Source organism: Streptomyces sp. NPDC018045 (assembly GCF_044327445.1).
GTDB lineage: Bacteria > Actinomycetota > Actinomycetes > Streptomycetales > Streptomycetaceae > Streptomyces.
Window position 1 is genome coordinate 105,325 of the sequence record NZ_JBIRFL010000007.1, and the last position, 14,312, is coordinate 119,636.

General features: G+C 62.9%; 21 protein-coding genes and 1 pseudogene. 7 read left to right on the forward strand and 15 right to left on the reverse strand.

Annotated elements, in window-relative coordinates; genetic code table 11:
• Positions 1–32 precede the first annotated feature (32 nt).
• The 15 genes and pseudogenes from nrdJ to ACH4EB_RS18765 form a co-directional block, all read right to left on the reverse strand.
• Complete coding sequence (gene nrdJ / locus ACH4EB_RS18695) at positions 33–2,084, reverse strand: ribonucleoside-triphosphate reductase, adenosylcobalamin-dependent (RefSeq protein WP_398348625.1); 2,052 nt, start codon at positions 2,082–2,084, stop codon at positions 33–35.
• Entirely contained in the window at positions 2,081–2,311 is a 231-nt protein-coding gene (locus ACH4EB_RS18700; protein ID WP_398348626.1) for a hypothetical protein, read from the reverse strand. The genes nrdJ and ACH4EB_RS18700 overlap by 4 nt, the downstream gene beginning before the upstream one ends.
• Positions 2,308–2,877 carry a hypothetical protein gene (locus tag ACH4EB_RS18705; RefSeq protein ID WP_398348627.1) on the reverse strand — a complete coding sequence of 190 codons (570 nt, stop codon included), beginning with the start codon at positions 2,875–2,877 and terminating at the stop codon, positions 2,308–2,310. Before ACH4EB_RS18705 ends, ACH4EB_RS18700 begins: the two co-directional genes overlap by 4 nt.
• Complete coding sequence (locus ACH4EB_RS18710; protein WP_398348628.1) at positions 2,870–3,637, reverse strand: hypothetical protein; 768 nt, start codon at positions 3,635–3,637, stop codon at positions 2,870–2,872. The genes ACH4EB_RS18705 and ACH4EB_RS18710 overlap by 8 nt, the downstream gene beginning before the upstream one ends.
• Positions 3,634–4,158, reverse strand: a complete 525-nt coding sequence (locus ACH4EB_RS18715) for a DUF3310 domain-containing protein (RefSeq protein WP_398348629.1) — start codon at positions 4,156–4,158, stop codon at positions 3,634–3,636. The genes ACH4EB_RS18710 and ACH4EB_RS18715 overlap by 4 nt, the downstream gene beginning before the upstream one ends.
• On the reverse strand, positions 4,155–4,817 hold the full coding sequence (locus tag ACH4EB_RS18720) for a toprim domain-containing protein (protein ID WP_398348630.1): 663 nt from the start codon (positions 4,815–4,817) through the stop codon (positions 4,155–4,157). Before ACH4EB_RS18720 ends, ACH4EB_RS18715 begins: the two co-directional genes overlap by 4 nt.
• A gap of 43 nt (positions 4,818–4,860) precedes the next feature.
• Positions 4,861–5,046: pseudogene (locus ACH4EB_RS18725) on the reverse strand (CHC2 zinc finger domain-containing protein); the annotation flags it as partial.
• Complete coding sequence (locus ACH4EB_RS18730) at positions 5,027–5,203, reverse strand: hypothetical protein (protein ID WP_398348631.1); 177 nt, start codon at positions 5,201–5,203, stop codon at positions 5,027–5,029. The pseudogene ACH4EB_RS18725 and the gene ACH4EB_RS18730, both read right to left, overlap by 20 nt.
• On the reverse strand, positions 5,200–5,340 hold the full coding sequence (locus tag ACH4EB_RS18735; RefSeq protein WP_398348632.1) for a hypothetical protein: 141 nt from the start codon (positions 5,338–5,340) through the stop codon (positions 5,200–5,202). The genes ACH4EB_RS18730 and ACH4EB_RS18735 overlap by 4 nt, the downstream gene beginning before the upstream one ends.
• Positions 5,337–5,765 (reverse strand): endonuclease VII domain-containing protein, encoded by a 429-nt coding sequence (locus ACH4EB_RS18740; RefSeq protein WP_398348633.1) that lies wholly within the window; start codon positions 5,763–5,765, stop codon positions 5,337–5,339. Before ACH4EB_RS18740 ends, ACH4EB_RS18735 begins: the two co-directional genes overlap by 4 nt.
• Complete coding sequence (locus tag ACH4EB_RS18745) at positions 5,762–6,022, reverse strand: hypothetical protein (protein ID WP_398348634.1); 261 nt, start codon at positions 6,020–6,022, stop codon at positions 5,762–5,764. Before ACH4EB_RS18745 ends, ACH4EB_RS18740 begins: the two co-directional genes overlap by 4 nt.
• 145 nt (positions 6,023–6,167) lie before the next feature.
• The gene (locus ACH4EB_RS18750) at positions 6,168–6,989 is read right to left on the reverse strand and encodes an AAA family ATPase (protein ID WP_398348635.1); all 822 of its coding nucleotides are present in this window, start codon (positions 6,987–6,989) and stop codon (positions 6,168–6,170) included.
• Between the two features lie 92 nt (positions 6,990–7,081).
• Positions 7,082–7,864, reverse strand: coding sequence for a RecB family exonuclease (locus ACH4EB_RS18755; RefSeq protein ID WP_398348636.1), 783 nt, complete (start codon positions 7,862–7,864; stop codon positions 7,082–7,084).
• On the reverse strand, positions 7,861–8,220 hold the full coding sequence (locus ACH4EB_RS18760) for a hypothetical protein (RefSeq protein ID WP_398348637.1): 360 nt from the start codon (positions 8,218–8,220) through the stop codon (positions 7,861–7,863). Before ACH4EB_RS18760 ends, ACH4EB_RS18755 begins: the two co-directional genes overlap by 4 nt.
• A 197-nt stretch (positions 8,221–8,417) precedes the next feature.
• Positions 8,418–8,948 (reverse strand): hypothetical protein, encoded by a 531-nt coding sequence (locus ACH4EB_RS18765; protein WP_398348638.1) that lies wholly within the window; start codon positions 8,946–8,948, stop codon positions 8,418–8,420.
• A 475-nt stretch (positions 8,949–9,423) separates the two neighbouring features.
• Between ACH4EB_RS18765 and ACH4EB_RS18770 the strand changes: the two genes are divergently transcribed.
• From ACH4EB_RS18770 to ACH4EB_RS18800, 7 genes are all read left to right on the forward strand, one after another.
• Positions 9,424–9,723, forward strand: coding sequence for an HNH endonuclease (locus ACH4EB_RS18770; RefSeq protein ID WP_398348639.1), 300 nt, complete (start codon positions 9,424–9,426; stop codon positions 9,721–9,723).
• Between the two features lie 169 nt (positions 9,724–9,892).
• Complete coding sequence (locus tag ACH4EB_RS18775) at positions 9,893–10,072, forward strand: hypothetical protein (protein ID WP_398348640.1); 180 nt, start codon at positions 9,893–9,895, stop codon at positions 10,070–10,072.
• Complete coding sequence (locus ACH4EB_RS18780; protein ID WP_398348641.1) at positions 10,072–10,506, forward strand: hypothetical protein; 435 nt, start codon at positions 10,072–10,074, stop codon at positions 10,504–10,506. The genes ACH4EB_RS18775 and ACH4EB_RS18780 overlap by 1 nt, the downstream gene beginning before the upstream one ends.
• Positions 10,507–10,520: 14 nt before the next feature.
• On the forward strand, positions 10,521–11,084 hold the full coding sequence (locus ACH4EB_RS18785) for a hypothetical protein (protein WP_398348642.1): 564 nt from the start codon (positions 10,521–10,523) through the stop codon (positions 11,082–11,084).
• 332 nt (positions 11,085–11,416) lie between these two features.
• Entirely contained in the window at positions 11,417–12,136 is a 720-nt protein-coding gene (locus tag ACH4EB_RS18790) for a hypothetical protein (RefSeq protein ID WP_398348643.1), read from the forward strand.
• Between the two features lie 28 nt (positions 12,137–12,164).
• On the forward strand, positions 12,165–13,646 hold the full coding sequence (locus ACH4EB_RS18795; protein ID WP_398348644.1) for a phage portal protein: 1,482 nt from the start codon (positions 12,165–12,167) through the stop codon (positions 13,644–13,646).
• 68 nt (positions 13,647–13,714) lie between these two features.
• Positions 13,715–14,260, forward strand: a complete 546-nt coding sequence (locus ACH4EB_RS18800) for a hypothetical protein (RefSeq protein WP_398348645.1) — start codon at positions 13,715–13,717, stop codon at positions 14,258–14,260.
• The last annotated feature ends 52 nt before the right edge of the window (positions 14,261–14,312 follow it).

A 14,312-nucleotide genomic window follows, 5' to 3' on the forward strand; every position in this document is an offset into this window, starting at 1 on the left:
AGGCGTCTCAAAACAACATTTGAGAGAAGGCTTCATACGGGACAAGCGCCAGAGGCGCAGACCTCGTCATACGAGGTATCCGAGACCTCGATGCCCAGAGCAGCCGTTTCGCTCCGGTACTGCTCTTCCGTCAGCCGCTCGTACGGGGCCTGGTTGCGGCTGAGTTCAGGGAACAGGGTGGAGCCCTTCAGTACGGGCATGAACTCCCGCAGCACCACTTCCACGTCCCCCGTCGAGTACCGTTCCGGGTCGATCGACGCCGTGTAGCTCACGGCTTGGTCCGCCCAACACTCCTGGTACAGCTTCTGCACTGCGAGCATGTCGCGGAGCGAGAGCTGCCCCGCGTGCTGCACGTACGACGGGTCGAGTACCTGCTCTAGGAGCGGGTCCTTCGTCGGGATCTCCACGACCGCGGTGTTCGCCGCGTAGATGCACGGCTCGACCTTGTAGCCCTTGATCCGATACTCCTCCACCTGCCTCACCTCGGAAGGCTCGACCATCGAGAATCGGATGCGACGCAGGAAGTACGTCGCGAACGGAGCGTGGATGCCCTCTCCGGAGGCGCCGGCCAGCTTGCTCGTGGTGCCGGTCGGGGCGATGACGCGAGTCTTGATCGGCCGGGGGATGCGCAGTTCGTTGGCGTACTCGTCCGCGGCATCGTCCACCACATCGCCGAAGTGCAACAGGCTCCCACGGACAAGCGGGTCCTGCGGGGCCTCGGTGTAGAAAACGCCCTGCTTGGCCAGCCAATCAGCGAACCCAAGGTGGCCCACCCCAATCCTGTGGTACCGCCCGATGGCTGCCTTCGACCGCTTGTCGGCGACCGGCGCCATTGTGGCCCGGATCAGGTACCGCGTCATGAGGTAGTGGGCCTCACGGAGGCCGTCCCAGTCCACGACGCCGGCCGTGTCCACGAAGGCCCCGAGGTTCACGTTCCCCAGGCAGCACGGTTCCCACTCGGTGAGCGTGGCCTCGCCGCAGGGGTTGACCGTGAACACGCCATCGACCTCCCCCTCCGCGGTCTTCGCCGAGTTCCAGAACCCGGGCTCACCTGTCGTGCGGGCACCCTCCGCGATCTTCCTCATGATGTAACTGGCCTTACTGTCCAGCTTGTTCATCTGCTCGAAGAACGCCTCGTCCACCTCGACGGAGATGTTCGTGGTCCACATGGACTGTTCCGAGTCCGCCTTGCAGTGCAGGAACCATTCGATCATCGGGTCATCCCAGTGCATGATCGACATGCGAGCCGAACGGCGCACGCCCCCAGAGACGATGCACTTGGCTATCTCGTGGTCGATCATCATGGCGTCCTTGCCGTTGAGTCGGTCCCCGAGTACGCGCACCAGGCCGTTCGGGTCCTCGTCGTCCAGCCATACCTTCGCCCGGAGGATCTTGCCGACGTTGACCAGCAGCTCGGCGAACGGCTGCGGTCCGGAAGCGCTACCGCCGAAACTACGCAGCGGGGCGCCCTTGTGGCGAACCCGCGATACGTCGTAGACACGGGCCTCGTGCCGGGTGGTGCGGTCGTGGGCGGTCGTGATCAAGTCTCCGAGGGCGGCTGCCCAGCCCTCTCGGGAGTCTTCGACGGCGTAGGCGCCGGCCCAGTCGTGTCCGTACTCGTCGGAGATCAGGCCGGCTGCCTTGAGGCCGGCGAAGTCAGGGTGGGCCGGGTCGCATACGACGTGTACCTCGACCGGGGCCAGGACGGGCGGAAAGCTCTCCAGGTAGCGGTCCGAATAGTTCGATCCAACGCCGCCCCCCTCAGCCAGGCGCAGGAGCACGAACGTGAAGTGCTTTTCCGGGCGGGAGGCGTCCCAGCCCGCAGCCCAACAGTTGTTGAGGGCGTAGTCCGAGACGCCGGAGGACTTCAGGTGGCGGCCGGCTGGAAGGATCTTGAAGGCTTCCATCAGCTCAACGAGCCGGTCTCGCTCGCCCTCCTGGTGGTAGCGGGGCTCGACGAGTGCCAGGTTGCCGTCCACGACGCGGCGCACGGTCTCGGGCCACGACTCGTGTTCGCCGTTCGGCTTGATGCGGGAGTAAGTGCGCTCGTAGACGGTCTTGGCGGTGTCGGTGGGGAAGGTCATTCAGTCTCCGTGTCCTTGGCGAAGTCGGCTGCGTGCAGCATGGCTATGAGTGCGGTGAGGTCGCGCCGAGCGAGGTTCATCTCGTTGAGATCGCCGTGCTCGTCCCAATGCCCCACGTACGTCAGTGAGTTGGGCTGGTGGTCGTAGACGACCTTGATCTGAACGGTGTGGGGACCTGCGCCGGTTGCCGAGGGTTGGCGGTAGGTCTTGACGGTCTCGATGGTCACGCGTTCGCCTTCTTGGTGCGGATGGTCCGGTTCATCGCTTGGGCCAGGGCAACGGCAGCTCGGGAGAGGGCCTGACGGTCTGCCTGGGCTTCGACCGGCAGGCCGTAGACGAAGCGCCGCATCAGGAGCTGCTGGTACCTCTCGGAGAGCTTGTTCAGGGAGGCCGCGGCGTCGATGCGGGCAGAGACCAGGTTGTCGGTTACCCGGGAAGCCAGGAGGTCGTCCTTGCGGCCGACCATCTGCCCCAGCTCATCGTCGGTGAAGATGAAGGTACGGAGGGCCGCCTTCGCCTCGTCCGGGGTGTAGTAGTAGGTGTCGTCCTGGAGGTCGTAGTAATTGCGCTCCCGGCTCGCGTACTGGGTGCCAGCCTTGTTGAAGATCTTCCAGAGGATGTCTTCGGAGGAGTAGTTGGCTTCGATAGCCGGCCGGTGCTCGTACGCATGAAGAAGGATTTCCTGTTTCACGTCGTCCGGCTCGACAACGCTCCACTTCTGCGCGATGGAGAAGGCCACCTTCCCGGCAAGGTTCGAGAGGTAAGCCCAGTCCAGTTCTACGGAATCAGGCACTGTACGTCTCCCCGCTCACGATGAAGGTTCCCTTGTTGATCATTACGAGTTCAGGGAACGCTTTGGTCCCGCTCACGCGGACGATCCCGAACGCCTGCTGCCAGTTGCCGGCGCCGCGCTTCAGGTAGCGCGCCTGCTTCATATCCATCAGGTTGCCAATTTCGAGTCCGGTCAGGGTTTCAACCTTCCCCTTGTAGCCGCGGGACTCGGAGATGACTCCGGCCCGATGGGTGTGGCCACAGACGACGGACTTTCCAATCTGACGCGCTGCACCCATAGCCGTGCCACCGGCATAACGGCTCAGGCTGAAGCCCAAGTGGCCATGTGTTGCGGTCCAGCCTGGAGTGAAGTCGTAGAAGTCCTCATAGAAATCAATCCCGTACTCGTCCAGCCGCAGCAGCTTGTCTTCGGTAAAAGGGTTGGGGTGCTCATCATCGATGAGAGCAGGATTGTTCTTGGCGAAGTACTCCGCCGGCCGCAAGCCGTGGTTAGACTTCAGCAGGCTCGACGGCCCGTCGTAGACAGCTCGGAGCTGGTCGCAGTAGTGGCGCCGGGTGTAGGCCGCGTCCTGGAGGGCACCGCCTTCGAACTCCGCCTTGGTGCCCTTCGTCCAGCGGCTCGGCTGTGGGTAGTCCGTCACATCGCCGATGTTCACCACTTCATCGGGCTGGGTGTCGCCGATGAAGTTAAGGACGGCCTTCCACGCCTTGCGGTCGTGGTACGGCATCTGTAGGTCGGATATGAAGACAAAGGTTTTCACGCAGTCTCCTTCCGACGGTCGATCTCGATGTCGATGTACTGCCTTGCCTTCTGGAGGTCTTCGATTGCGTCACCCTTGAGACCCGCACGCCAGAGGTACTTGATCGCGTTGCCGATCGGGAAGTTCATGTGCTTCACGATCTCGATGCATTCGACTCCGCTGGGGTGGTTCGTGTAGTGGGAGGGAGACTCCACGGCGTTACGTCTCAAATCAACTTCCTGAGTAGAAGAAAGCGCGGCCTTCATGACCTTGTGGGCGTCCATGGTGTCGATGCCCATCGGTAGACTCTTCGTCTCATTCAGCAGGCGCCGGCCGGGCTCTTGATCGGCAGCGTGCACCAGTTCCTCGTCCGAGAAGCAGAGGGCGCCACCGTTCGTGAACTTCACATCATTCGGAAACGGCTGCCCCTCATAGGTAGCTTGGACGACTCCGGCCTTCTCGTTGTGCAGCCAACCTGCTACCGGGTTAGCTCCGGCCGCGGCCTTCACGACCACTTCGTCCCCCACCTTGAACTTACTCACAGTCCCAGCCTTCCTCGGAATGCTTCATGTCCGTACCGGTGAATGAATAGATTGGCGTCGTACCCATCTCCCAGATCAATCGGCTTCGCGTTCGGCAGGCGCTCACACAGCTTTTGCGTGAACCTCCGGCCTGCCTCGTCCCCGTCGCCAAGCACGAAGACCGTTTCAAAACCAGCGAAGGCCGGGTCGAAGTGGTCCCTCCAAGATGAGACCCCGGGGATCCCCACGGCCGGCACACCGGCCGCTTCGACAGCCATCGCGTCCAACTCGCCCTCGCAGATCGCAACGTAGGGCTTCGAGGTCAACAGTGCTTGGGTGTTGAAGATGTGAGGGCTGTGCCCTGGGAGGCTGAGGTACTTAGCCCCCTCCGGCTCCGCCGCGCTGTCACTGACCACGGGATCGATCCGGCGGAACCGCAAGGTCGCCAGGGCGTAGGCGCCACCGGCTGGCCGGAGGTACGGAATGGCCAGGTGACCGGCGTACCGCTCATGTCCGACTGCTGGCTCCGAAACGAAGCCGACCCTGAATCTGGTCGACGCCAGTTCGCCCAAACCGCGGTCGACCATGAGCCGTTCGGCCGGACTTCCCTCGTACTGGCTGCTGTACCGCTTGGCTGCCGCTATCAAATCGGCCCTCTGCGAAGCGCTGAGCTTCGGCAAACCCGATTCCTTCCTGTCGCTGGATGATGTCGAGGGAGTCCACGGAGAGGTCGCAGGCGAAGCAATGGACCCTTTGCTTCTCGAAGTTGACGGACGCCGAGGCGGTGCTTTCGGCGTGGAAGGGACACAGGCACTTGACCCATCCGGACCGCTTCGCAGGCCCCGGCCACTCCGGGAAGTAGTGGGTCAGCACCGCAGCGATGCTCGGCTTACCGGCGGAAGTCCCCACTGCTCCACTCCGGCTTGAGGGTCGCGGACCGGTGAACAAGCACCTTGGCGTTCGGCATGAAGCCTCGGGCGACACTCGCCAGGACTTCCCCGTAGTGCTTCGCGTCCTCCTCCGTCAGCTCGGCGCGTGTGGAGATCAGGAACTGGGTGGTGGTCACTTGGCAGCTCCGTCGGCTTCGACCTTGCGCGTGTAGACCGGGAAGTCGTACTTCCGATACGCCGACTCCATGTAGCGACGGTTTCCAAGCCACTCCCGGTAGGACGAGAGCGCGGTGGTGGTCTGGTCTTCCTTCATTTCGCTTCCTTGCCTTGGTAGTAGCGAAGCCCTAGCAACCGCTGAGCTGGCGGGGCTTCGAGGTAGTCAGCCGCATTCCGGAGCACTTCCGGGCGATCGCGTGCCGCGGTCAGGAGGCGGCCGTTACACATGCGGCACAAGAGGCCGCGGACAAGGTTCGTCTTGTGGCAGTGATCCACTGAGAGGCGTTGCTTCCTCGTGCCTCCGCAGATTGCGCACCGACCGCCCTGAAGACGGAACAACTCGTCGTACTCACCGGGGCCGAGCCCGTAGACGGCTTGCACTCTCGCGGAGTGACTGGCCTTGCTCCGGGCCTTTTTGCGACAGGTAGCGCACACTCGGCCGCGGGCTGAGGTGAAGAACCTTTCCGCTCGGGCCCGCTCGCACTTAGCGCACTTCCGAAACCCTTTCCTCGGCCCGCTCACCCCGTGGCCTTCACTGCCCTCCGCAGCCGGCAGTCCTGTAGGAGGTCTTCCAGGTCCTGCGCCAGCGACGCCACTCGCCGGGCTTCCACCAGCTCAACCCACCGCTGGCCCCGTTTGCGGGGGTAGACGTAGACGGCCTGGCCGCGCTTTTCTCGGAGGTCGGCGGCCAGTTGGCCGAAGGACACGCGCCGACCGGGGCGGAACCGGACGACCGCCGTGGCGGCCTGATCGAGGCCCGCCAGCTCCTGGTCGTCCAACTCCGGGAAGTGGAGGGTCAGAGACTCAGTGACCTCAATGGAGAGGTCGTATCCAGGCCGACGGATGGCGCTTCCGTTCAATTCCTCTTGCCTTCTATCTTCAGTATAGGCGGAGTTGCGTCTCAAATCAACTTCAAGGGTATGACTAAAACGCCATGCCTTTATCGACGTCCGTCAGCCGAATGTTCGAGGTGTTGAAGTCGAAGCTCGCATACGTCTCTCCCGAGCTGTCTTCGAAGTCCTCGCGGTTCTTCACGGGGCTGATGTGCAGCGTCCTGCCGTCCATGCCATCGATCTCCTTGTGGATGGTGAGGATCATCGAAGGGACGCGGGAGATCTTTCCCTTGAGCCCCGACTGCGGGATGGGCTTCAAGCCGTCCGAGTAGTCGCCGATGACGTGGTGCATCGCCATGACGTGGGCGTAAGTCTCCCTGGCCATTTCGTTTAGGTAATCGCACAAACCTTCGAGTCCGAAGGTGTACTCCTCGGCGGTACCACTGCCGCCCGCATCTACGTTCGTGATGTTGTCGACGATGACCAAGTGCGGGTAGGTGCCGAACACCTCCTCGTACGACTCAAGGTGAAGCTCCAGCTCGGCCGGCGTGGGCCGGGCCGAGTAGTTGAACCGCTGCCACCAGCGCTTCGCCAGCACGTCGTTGTACTCCTCGAACTGGTCCGCGTGCAGCTTGGCCTTGATGCCCTTGGCGTCATGGCCGGTGAGGATGGCCGTGGCCCTGCTGAGCTGTGTGGCCGCGGTGCTGTCGGCTGAGAAGTACAGGGTGGGCACGTTGCTCTGAATCGCCAGGTTGATGGCCACGACCGACTTGCCCGTACCGCCGGCCGCGGCGACTACGGACAGCTCGCCGCGGCGGAACTCCGCCCCCAGCTCGGTCAGCCCCTTGAAGGGGCTGGGCAGCGGCTCGCCGGCCGCCCCCTTCATCCGTACGCTCTGACTGAGCGAGTACATGTCTCAAATCAACTTTCAGGTCCGAGAAAAAGCCCGCCTTGCGGGCCTTGCCTGCTACTTCCAGTCTACGCGAGGCGGCGTCTCAAATCAACTTACCGCTTAAACGAACAAGCGTGGGACACGTCGCAGAAACGACAGGCGAAGTCAGGGCTCGCCGGGAACCGGCCGGCCTTCACGCCTGCGTCCATGGCGGCGTACCGCTCACCAACGCCCTCTTCCGTCACCTTGTCGAGCGCCACCGGCCGTGACAGCCGCCCCTCCTTGGCCAGGTACCAGTCAGCCTTGTTGACCTCCGCTCCGAACAGCTTGCGGGTCGCCACCCCGTACGTTTCGAGCTGGAACTTCGACTTCATGGAACCGGTCTTCCAGTCCCGGGGCCGCACCGACCCGTCGGCGTCCTGGACGAGTTGGTCGATGTACCCGCGTACGCGCACCCCTCCCAGCTCCACCATGAAGTACAGCTCCAGGCCCGGCTCACCCTGCGGGGTCATGAAGGTCTCGCTGTCGTTCACTGCTGCCCACTCGACGTACTGCGCCGTCTGCTCCTGCCCCAGCGCATACCGCCGCTCGATGTCCTCGCCTCCGGTGACCCGCCCGGCTGCAAGCCACAGGTCTGTATCCGGCTCCTTGTCGAGAGCCGCGTTCACGAGGACGGTGTAACGCTCGGAGAAGAGCTGAACCGCCTCCTCGGCGGTCATGGTCCGGCCGGACAACTCCACAGCCTCCGCGGCGGCGTGGAAGGCCGTTCCGTGGAACGACCAGGCCGCCGGCCGCGGCACCACTCGCTCGACGCGCTGGAGATAGAAGCGGTACGCACACCGCTCGTACTGCTCGGTCTGACTGACACTGCGGGGCTGGGTTTCTATGTCGCTCATGCGTGCGCCTCCGGGTGAACGATCATGTACGTGATTCGTTTGCTGCCAGGGAAATGCGGGTGCGGCCTCATCGCCTGCGTCACATCGATGACGACGTTCCTCCACAACGGAAGACCTTCAGCCTCAAAAACGGCGCCTACCTCCCCGATACAGTCGAGCGTCGCAAGGTCTGTGAGTACGACTTCGAAGTAATGGCCAACCTCCCTCGTGAACAGCTTCGAGACACTAACCCCCGCGGTCATCAACAAGGATTCAGGGGGTGCCACGAAGGAACTGTTCTCTACTGCCGCCACCAGATCGAGCACCTTGGCCTGGCTGGCCAGGACGACGACCGGCGGACGGAGCATGATCGGCATTGTTTGATTATCCCCGTTCATTCAGCGCTGCACCTGGCAGCGTCTCCGAAGGTTGTCTATGTCTCAGAACAACCTACATGGCCAGTAGTACCAACTGGTAGCGAAAAAAAGCAAACCCCCCGGCAGGCCGGAGGGCTTAGTGGAGTCGTGACGTCGCGTTAGGTGGGTAAGGGCGCTGAATCCTGTTGGCGGGGGCGCTACTTGGGGTCGTCGGTGTCACCCCCTTGAGGCCCGTCCTCGGCCTCCGACAACTTCGGCAAGTCCATCGCCGCGAGCAAACGGGGCTCCGGCAGGTCGATCCCTACCGGCCATCGCAGGATCCGCCGGCCATCCTCCGGTTGCCTGGGCCGGAAGACGATCCCTTCCACGCTGTCCCTGTCGTAGTCCAGAACGACGCCCTCGGCCTCGACCCTGGCCAGCAGGTTGCGGACGTATTGCTTCTGGTTCTCGGTGAGCTGGTCCCCGAGCTGCTGACGCAGGAAGTACTTCAACCCCTTCATCGCACGGCGGCTGTGGTGCGACTCGGGCCCTTCCACGGACTTGACCGACCACGCTCTGTTGAGCACGTCGGTCACTTCCGTAGCGATGGGCTTCCGGTGAAGATCCATCTTCCGCATTCGCTTGTTCACCGCCTGTACGGAGACGTCATACTGCTCGGCGATCTTCTTGTCGGAAACGCCAAGGTGGAAGAGCTTCCTCAAGGTGGCGTCTGTCGGCAGTTTTGTCATGATTCCCTCTCGCGAGTGTGATCAACGCAACGTCTCCAAGATCGCGACCCTACTACCTGGGCCGGACTCAGATCAACTTTTGAGTCTTGTAACCGTTACCCAGAACGCGGCATTCCGGACGTGTCTCACCACAACCACCTCCGACACTGTGACAAGCGTCTCAGTTCAACAAGTTGTTGTTATCCCGGCTCCCGGTAACACCTACATACTTAGTGAGACCGAGTGAAACGAGGTCGAACGACAGAGGACCTTGACTACTTCTTAACGCAGAGCCAATGAGGCTCTGCCTGTTACCGACTTCCTTCCTTGTTGAACTCCTGAATTGAGTCAGCTCTTCAGTAAGAGGTCCAGGGAGGGACACAGGCCCCGGCTGCCAGATCAGCAACCAGCCGGGGCCTCCCATTCGGCCTACACGGCTGGTCTCTCTGGCAGAAGGGACGGACGGATCAGGATGCCCCGAGCGAAAACAATCTGCATGTCCGCGGGTTGCACGTCCGTGACCGTACGGTCCGGACGCTGCGAGACGCACGCCCCACCCCCGCGGCGGTGGGGCACTTCCGCCCGGAATCAGAACCGCCCTGGTGACTTTCACAAGCGCCGGGCACTGGTCCTCGCCCGCGACCGCTTCACCTGCCAACGCTGCGGATCGAAGACCGAGCTGGAGGTGGACCATCTGACTCCCGTCTCCAAGGGCGGCTCCTGGGAGCTGTCGAACCTCTGGGTCCTGTGCCGCGATTGCCACCGACGTAAGACGCTCTGCGAAGACCGGGTATAGCGAAGGCCCCCTGCATACGGGGGCCTTCTGCGGCTCCCGGAGGTAATCCGCTGGCACCAGGACCCTACCGACCACACCATGTCGGGCCGGTTCCCACATTTTACCCGCCACTGCGGCCAAGCACCCGTCCGAATCATTCATTCACTCACACACCCCAGGGGAGACCTCCGTGTCTGACTGCGACGGCCTGTGCGCCGACTGCGCTTGTGCCTTCCCACCGGTCAAGGCCAACCGCCGGCCGAACCGCGCCTCGGAGAAGCGGACGTGGCAGCAGGACGCACTCTTTGAGCTGTCTGAGCTGGCCGAGCTGTACGGGGTGGACGAGGGCCTGATCAAGGCGGTGCGCTGATGCCAGCTCGTCGCGGGCCGGCCCCCGACCCCAACGCACGCCGACGCAACACCGACCATGCCCTCGGTGAACACGCTCTGACCCTCGCTTCCGGAGAGGGGCGGGCCCTACCGAAAGCCCTCGGTGTGACGACCGGGGGCGCCAAACGCTTCTGGCGGACATGGGCCAGCGCTCCGCAAACGGAGCACTGGCTTGAGACCGACTGGGCCGAGCTGGAGCTGACCACCCGGCTCGTGGACGCCTTCTACCAAGGCGACGTGAAACTCGCCGGCGAGATCCGCCAGCGCGTGGGCAAGTGGGGCGCGACGACGGAAGACCGCGCGCGGTTGCGCATGAATTTCGACCAGCAGGCCGAGGCCGAGGCCAAGAAGGCCGCGACAGAGGCCACAACAGACATGGATGCGGAGCTGTTCAAGATGCTCTCCGAGTCCTAGAGAGGGGGTGAGGGATGCCACTGACAGGAAACATGCCGGCTGGCGTTCCCCACCCGACTCGGAGCCTTGGCTACGGCATCATCCGCTGGGCCCAGCGATACATCGTTCAGCCGGACGGCGAGAACGCCGGCCAGCCCTGGCGGTTCAGCCCCGAGCAGTTGCGCTTCGTCCTCTGGATGTACGCAATTGATGAGCATGGGCGCTGGCTGTACCGGACTGCCGCACTTCGCCGCGCAAAGGGGTGGGGGAAAACGCCGCTTCTGGCGGCTCTGGCCATCGTCGAATTCATCGGCCCCTGTCGCTTCTCCCACTTCGATGAGAACGGGATGCCGGTCGGAAAGCGGGTTCCGCTCCCCCTGGTCCAGATCGCTGCTACCTCGCTCGACCAGACTGCCAACACTCGCGACATGATCCGCGGCATGTTGGCCGAGTCCCCGGCAGAGAAGGAATACAACCTCGACATCGGCAAGGCGACCATCCAATTCAAGGATGGGCGACCCGGCCGAATTGAGCCCGTGACTTCCAGCAGCCGTGGACTTGAGGGGGCGAGGCCCACCTTTGCCCGGCCCCGGCAGTAACGCTTCTGCCGGGGCCGGCGCACCGCCACTTCGTTGTTTGCGACGAGGTCCACCACTGGGTCGACAACAACCAGGGCACGTACGTCTGGGAGACCCTGGACCGGAACGTCCAGAAAACAGCCGGCGCCGGTAGTCGGCTCATCGAAACAACCAATGCGTTCAACCCCAACGAGAATTCGATTGCTCAGCGGACCTACGAGGCCGCGATCGAACTCGGGGCCAAGCGCATTCTCTACGACTGCCGTGAGGCTGTACGGGACGTTGACCTCAAGGACGAGGACGCCGTTCGTGCCGCAGTCATCGACGCTTACGGCGATTCCTACTGGGTCGACGTGGACGGCATTGTCGATGCCGTCATGGACCCGCGCACGAGCGCGGCCGTCGCCTACCGGTTTTACCTGAACAACATTCAGGAAAATGCTGACGGCTGGTTGATCAAGGCCGAGTGGGATGCGTGCCTGGACGAGGACGACCCCATTCTCCCCGGCGACCAGATCGCCATTGGATTCGACGGAAGTCTCCGCGGCGACAGCACAGGACTGGTCGGCGCCCGCCTGCGGGACGGGAAACTGTTCGTCCTGGGGCTCTGGGAGAACCCCCGAGATCCGAAGCAACCGGACTGGGAAGTCGACGTTCTCTCCGTCGAGGCCGCGGTTAAACGCGCCTTTGAGACGTACAAGGTCGAGTGGTTCTACGGAGATCCGCCGTACTGGCAGGAAGCCATCGGTCGGTGGGCCATCACCTACGGCGACGACTACGTCTTTGAGTACTGGACCAACAAGCCCATGAGGATGTGTGAGGCCACCGAGCGTCTGCACTCCGCCGTCGCAGTTGGCGACGTAAAGCACGACGGAGACCCGGATCTGACCCGGCATTGCCTTAACGCAGTGACGAGGGAGGTCCCCCAGGGCCTCCTTATTTGCAAGGACTCCCCCAGGTCGAAACGAAAGATCGACCTGGCCGTGTGCGCGATCCTCGCCTTCGAGGCCCGCGCCGATGCGATTGCTGACGGACGAATGCAGATCAAGCGAAGGCGTGTAGTTGGGTTCTGAGTAAGGCCCCGCACAGAAAGGGGCCTGAATGACCGCTGCCACGTTGCAGAAAACCCCGGGCGACAGCATCGGATCGCCACCGGCCACTCCCGCTGAGTGGATGGACTACCTCAAGGGCAAGCTCGCCGCACAGCGGGGCAAGGCCCGAGGCTTCGGCGAGTACTACGACGGCCGGCATCAGAGGATGCTATTTGCCCAGTCCAAGTACCGCAGTGAGTTCGCCGACGTTTTCGACCGCTGGAACGACAATTTCTGTGGCCTCGTGATCGACAGTGTCAACGAGCGGCTGGCCATTCAGGGTTTTCGTATGACCGATGAGCCCGAGGCGGACAAGGACGCCCGCCGAATATGGCAGCGAAACTTCATGGATTCCGAATCCGCGGCGGGGCACCTGGATGCGATGACGCAAGGGTCCGCCTACGTCATCGTCTGGGCTGATGCCGACGGGGAGCCGACCATTAACGTCGAGTCGGCCGAGACGGTCGTCGTGCAGTTCAAACCCGGCTCTCGTCGCGAGGTCGAAGCCGCGGCGAAATTCTTCGTGGACGACTGGGGCCGCGAGCACTGCACCCTCTGGCTTGAGGATGTGGTCTGCACCGGCGGGCCCTCGCTCGCTGGATACGCGATCGACAAGACCGAGCGCAATCCTCTGAAGGTTGTGCCTGTCGTCCCCTTGCAGAATCGTTCCCGCTTGATCGGCGAACCCATGTCGGACCTGGCGCCTATCATTCCTCTTCAGAATGCGATCAATAAGGTGACCGCTGACGCCCTCGTGGCGTCTGAGTATGCAGCATGGCCGCAAAGGTACGTCACTGGGCTGGAGATCGAAGAGGATGAAGACGGCCGGCCGGTGGAGCCATTCCGTGTGGCCGTCGACAAGCTCCTCCAGGCCGAGGATCCGGCCGCGAGTTTCGGGCAATTCGACGCCGCCGACCTGTCCAACTACGTCGCCCTGGTGGATATGCTCGTCCAGCACCTCGCGAGTTGTGCGAGGGTACCCTTCCATTACATGCTCAAGGGTGGCCAGGTCCCCTCTGGCGATTCCATTACTTCAGCAGAAGCTGGCCTCATTGCCAAGACGAAGGAGAGAATGCTTCACTTCGGCGAGTCTTGGGAAAAGGTTATGCGGCTCGCTTTCCTCGTCAAGAAGGACAAGGAGCGTGCCGACGCATTCGAAGCCGAGGTCATGTGGAAGGACCCCGAGAACCGCACTGAAGCGCAGCACATGGATTCGTTGCTGAAGCTCCAGATGCTCAGCGTTCCGAAGCAACAGCTCTGGCTCGACGCGGGTTATACCCCGCAGCAGATCGAGCGATTCGAGGGGCTGTTGGAAGAAGAGGCCAAGTCCGAAATGGAACGGGCCGACAAGTATATGTCGCAGGCTGACAAGGCCGCGATGGCGCAGCCCGACCAGGACGCCAAGCCTGGTGGAGGTGACGCCAAGAAGGCGGCTGGCAAGCCGCCCCGAGGTAATTCCGGTAATGCTGCCAGAGAGAAGGCAGGCAAGTAGCCGAGCCTTGAACGATGACCCCGGAATGGGGTCTTTTTTGTTTCTCCTATCCGAAATGGATGTTGCACATGACTGAGACCCCGAACGAAACGCCCGCCTCCGACTCCACCCATGACATTGCTGCCCTTCAGGCTGAGGTCGAGAAGTGGAAGGCGATGTCCCGCAAGAACGAGGACCGGTTCAAGGCCGCGTCCCTGGAGCTTGAGGGCACCCGGCGGTCATCGCTCGGCGATCACGAGAAGGCTCTTGAGGCTGCTCGTACAGAGGCTCGCCAGGCGGTCGCCGCGGAGTTCAGCACGCGGCTGGCCGAGGCCGAGCTTCGCGCCCAGGCTGCCAAGGCCGGCGTCGAGCTGCCCGGCGTCGAGTACCTGAACGTCGCCGGGTTCGTGAGCGACGACGGCGGTGTCAACGCTGACTTGGTCACCTCGTTCGTCTCGTCTCTTCCCAAGCCGGCAGCCGGGCCGGAGTTCGCCCAGGGCCTCGGCCTTGGCCGCCAGGGCGGCACTGCTGTCCCGCAGCTCACTCGCGAGCACATGGCCCGGATGACGCCTGCCCAGATCACTGCCGCGAAGAAGGCGGGCAAGTTCGACGCCCTTCAGCGCGGCGAGGTCTGATCCACCTTCCCCGATAACTGATTGCGGCAACACATACTTCTTTTTTTGTGAA

What these genes read in the sequence shown, in the direction of transcription:
- nrdJ (WP_398348625.1), bottom strand. Translation starts at nt 2,084, where the DNA reads ATGACCTTCCCCACCGACACCGCCAAGACCGTCTACGAGCGCACTTAC.
- ACH4EB_RS18735 (WP_398348632.1), bottom strand. Translation starts at nt 5,340, where the DNA reads ATGAAGGAAGACCAGACCACCACCGCGCTCTCGTCCTACCGGGAGTGG.
- ACH4EB_RS18750 (WP_398348635.1), bottom strand. Translation starts at nt 6,989, where the DNA reads ATGTACTCGCTCAGTCAGAGCGTACGGATGAAGGGGGCGGCCGGCGAG.
- ACH4EB_RS18755 (WP_398348636.1), bottom strand. Translation starts at nt 7,864, where the DNA reads ATGAGCGACATAGAAACCCAGCCCCGCAGTGTCAGTCAGACCGAGCAG.
- ACH4EB_RS18760 (WP_398348637.1), bottom strand. Translation starts at nt 8,220, where the DNA reads ATGCCGATCATGCTCCGTCCGCCGGTCGTCGTCCTGGCCAGCCAGGCC.
- ACH4EB_RS18765 (WP_398348638.1), bottom strand. Translation starts at nt 8,948, where the DNA reads ATGACAAAACTGCCGACAGACGCCACCTTGAGGAAGCTCTTCCACCTT.
- ACH4EB_RS18770 (WP_398348639.1), top strand. Translation starts at nt 9,424, where the DNA reads ATGTCCGCGGGTTGCACGTCCGTGACCGTACGGTCCGGACGCTGCGAG.
- ACH4EB_RS18780 (WP_398348641.1), top strand. Translation starts at nt 10,072, where the DNA reads ATGCCAGCTCGTCGCGGGCCGGCCCCCGACCCCAACGCACGCCGACGC.
- ACH4EB_RS18785 (WP_398348642.1), top strand. Translation starts at nt 10,521, where the DNA reads ATGCCACTGACAGGAAACATGCCGGCTGGCGTTCCCCACCCGACTCGG.
- ACH4EB_RS18795 (WP_398348644.1), top strand. Translation starts at nt 12,165, where the DNA reads ATGACCGCTGCCACGTTGCAGAAAACCCCGGGCGACAGCATCGGATCG.
- ACH4EB_RS18800 (WP_398348645.1), top strand. Translation starts at nt 13,715, where the DNA reads ATGACTGAGACCCCGAACGAAACGCCCGCCTCCGACTCCACCCATGAC.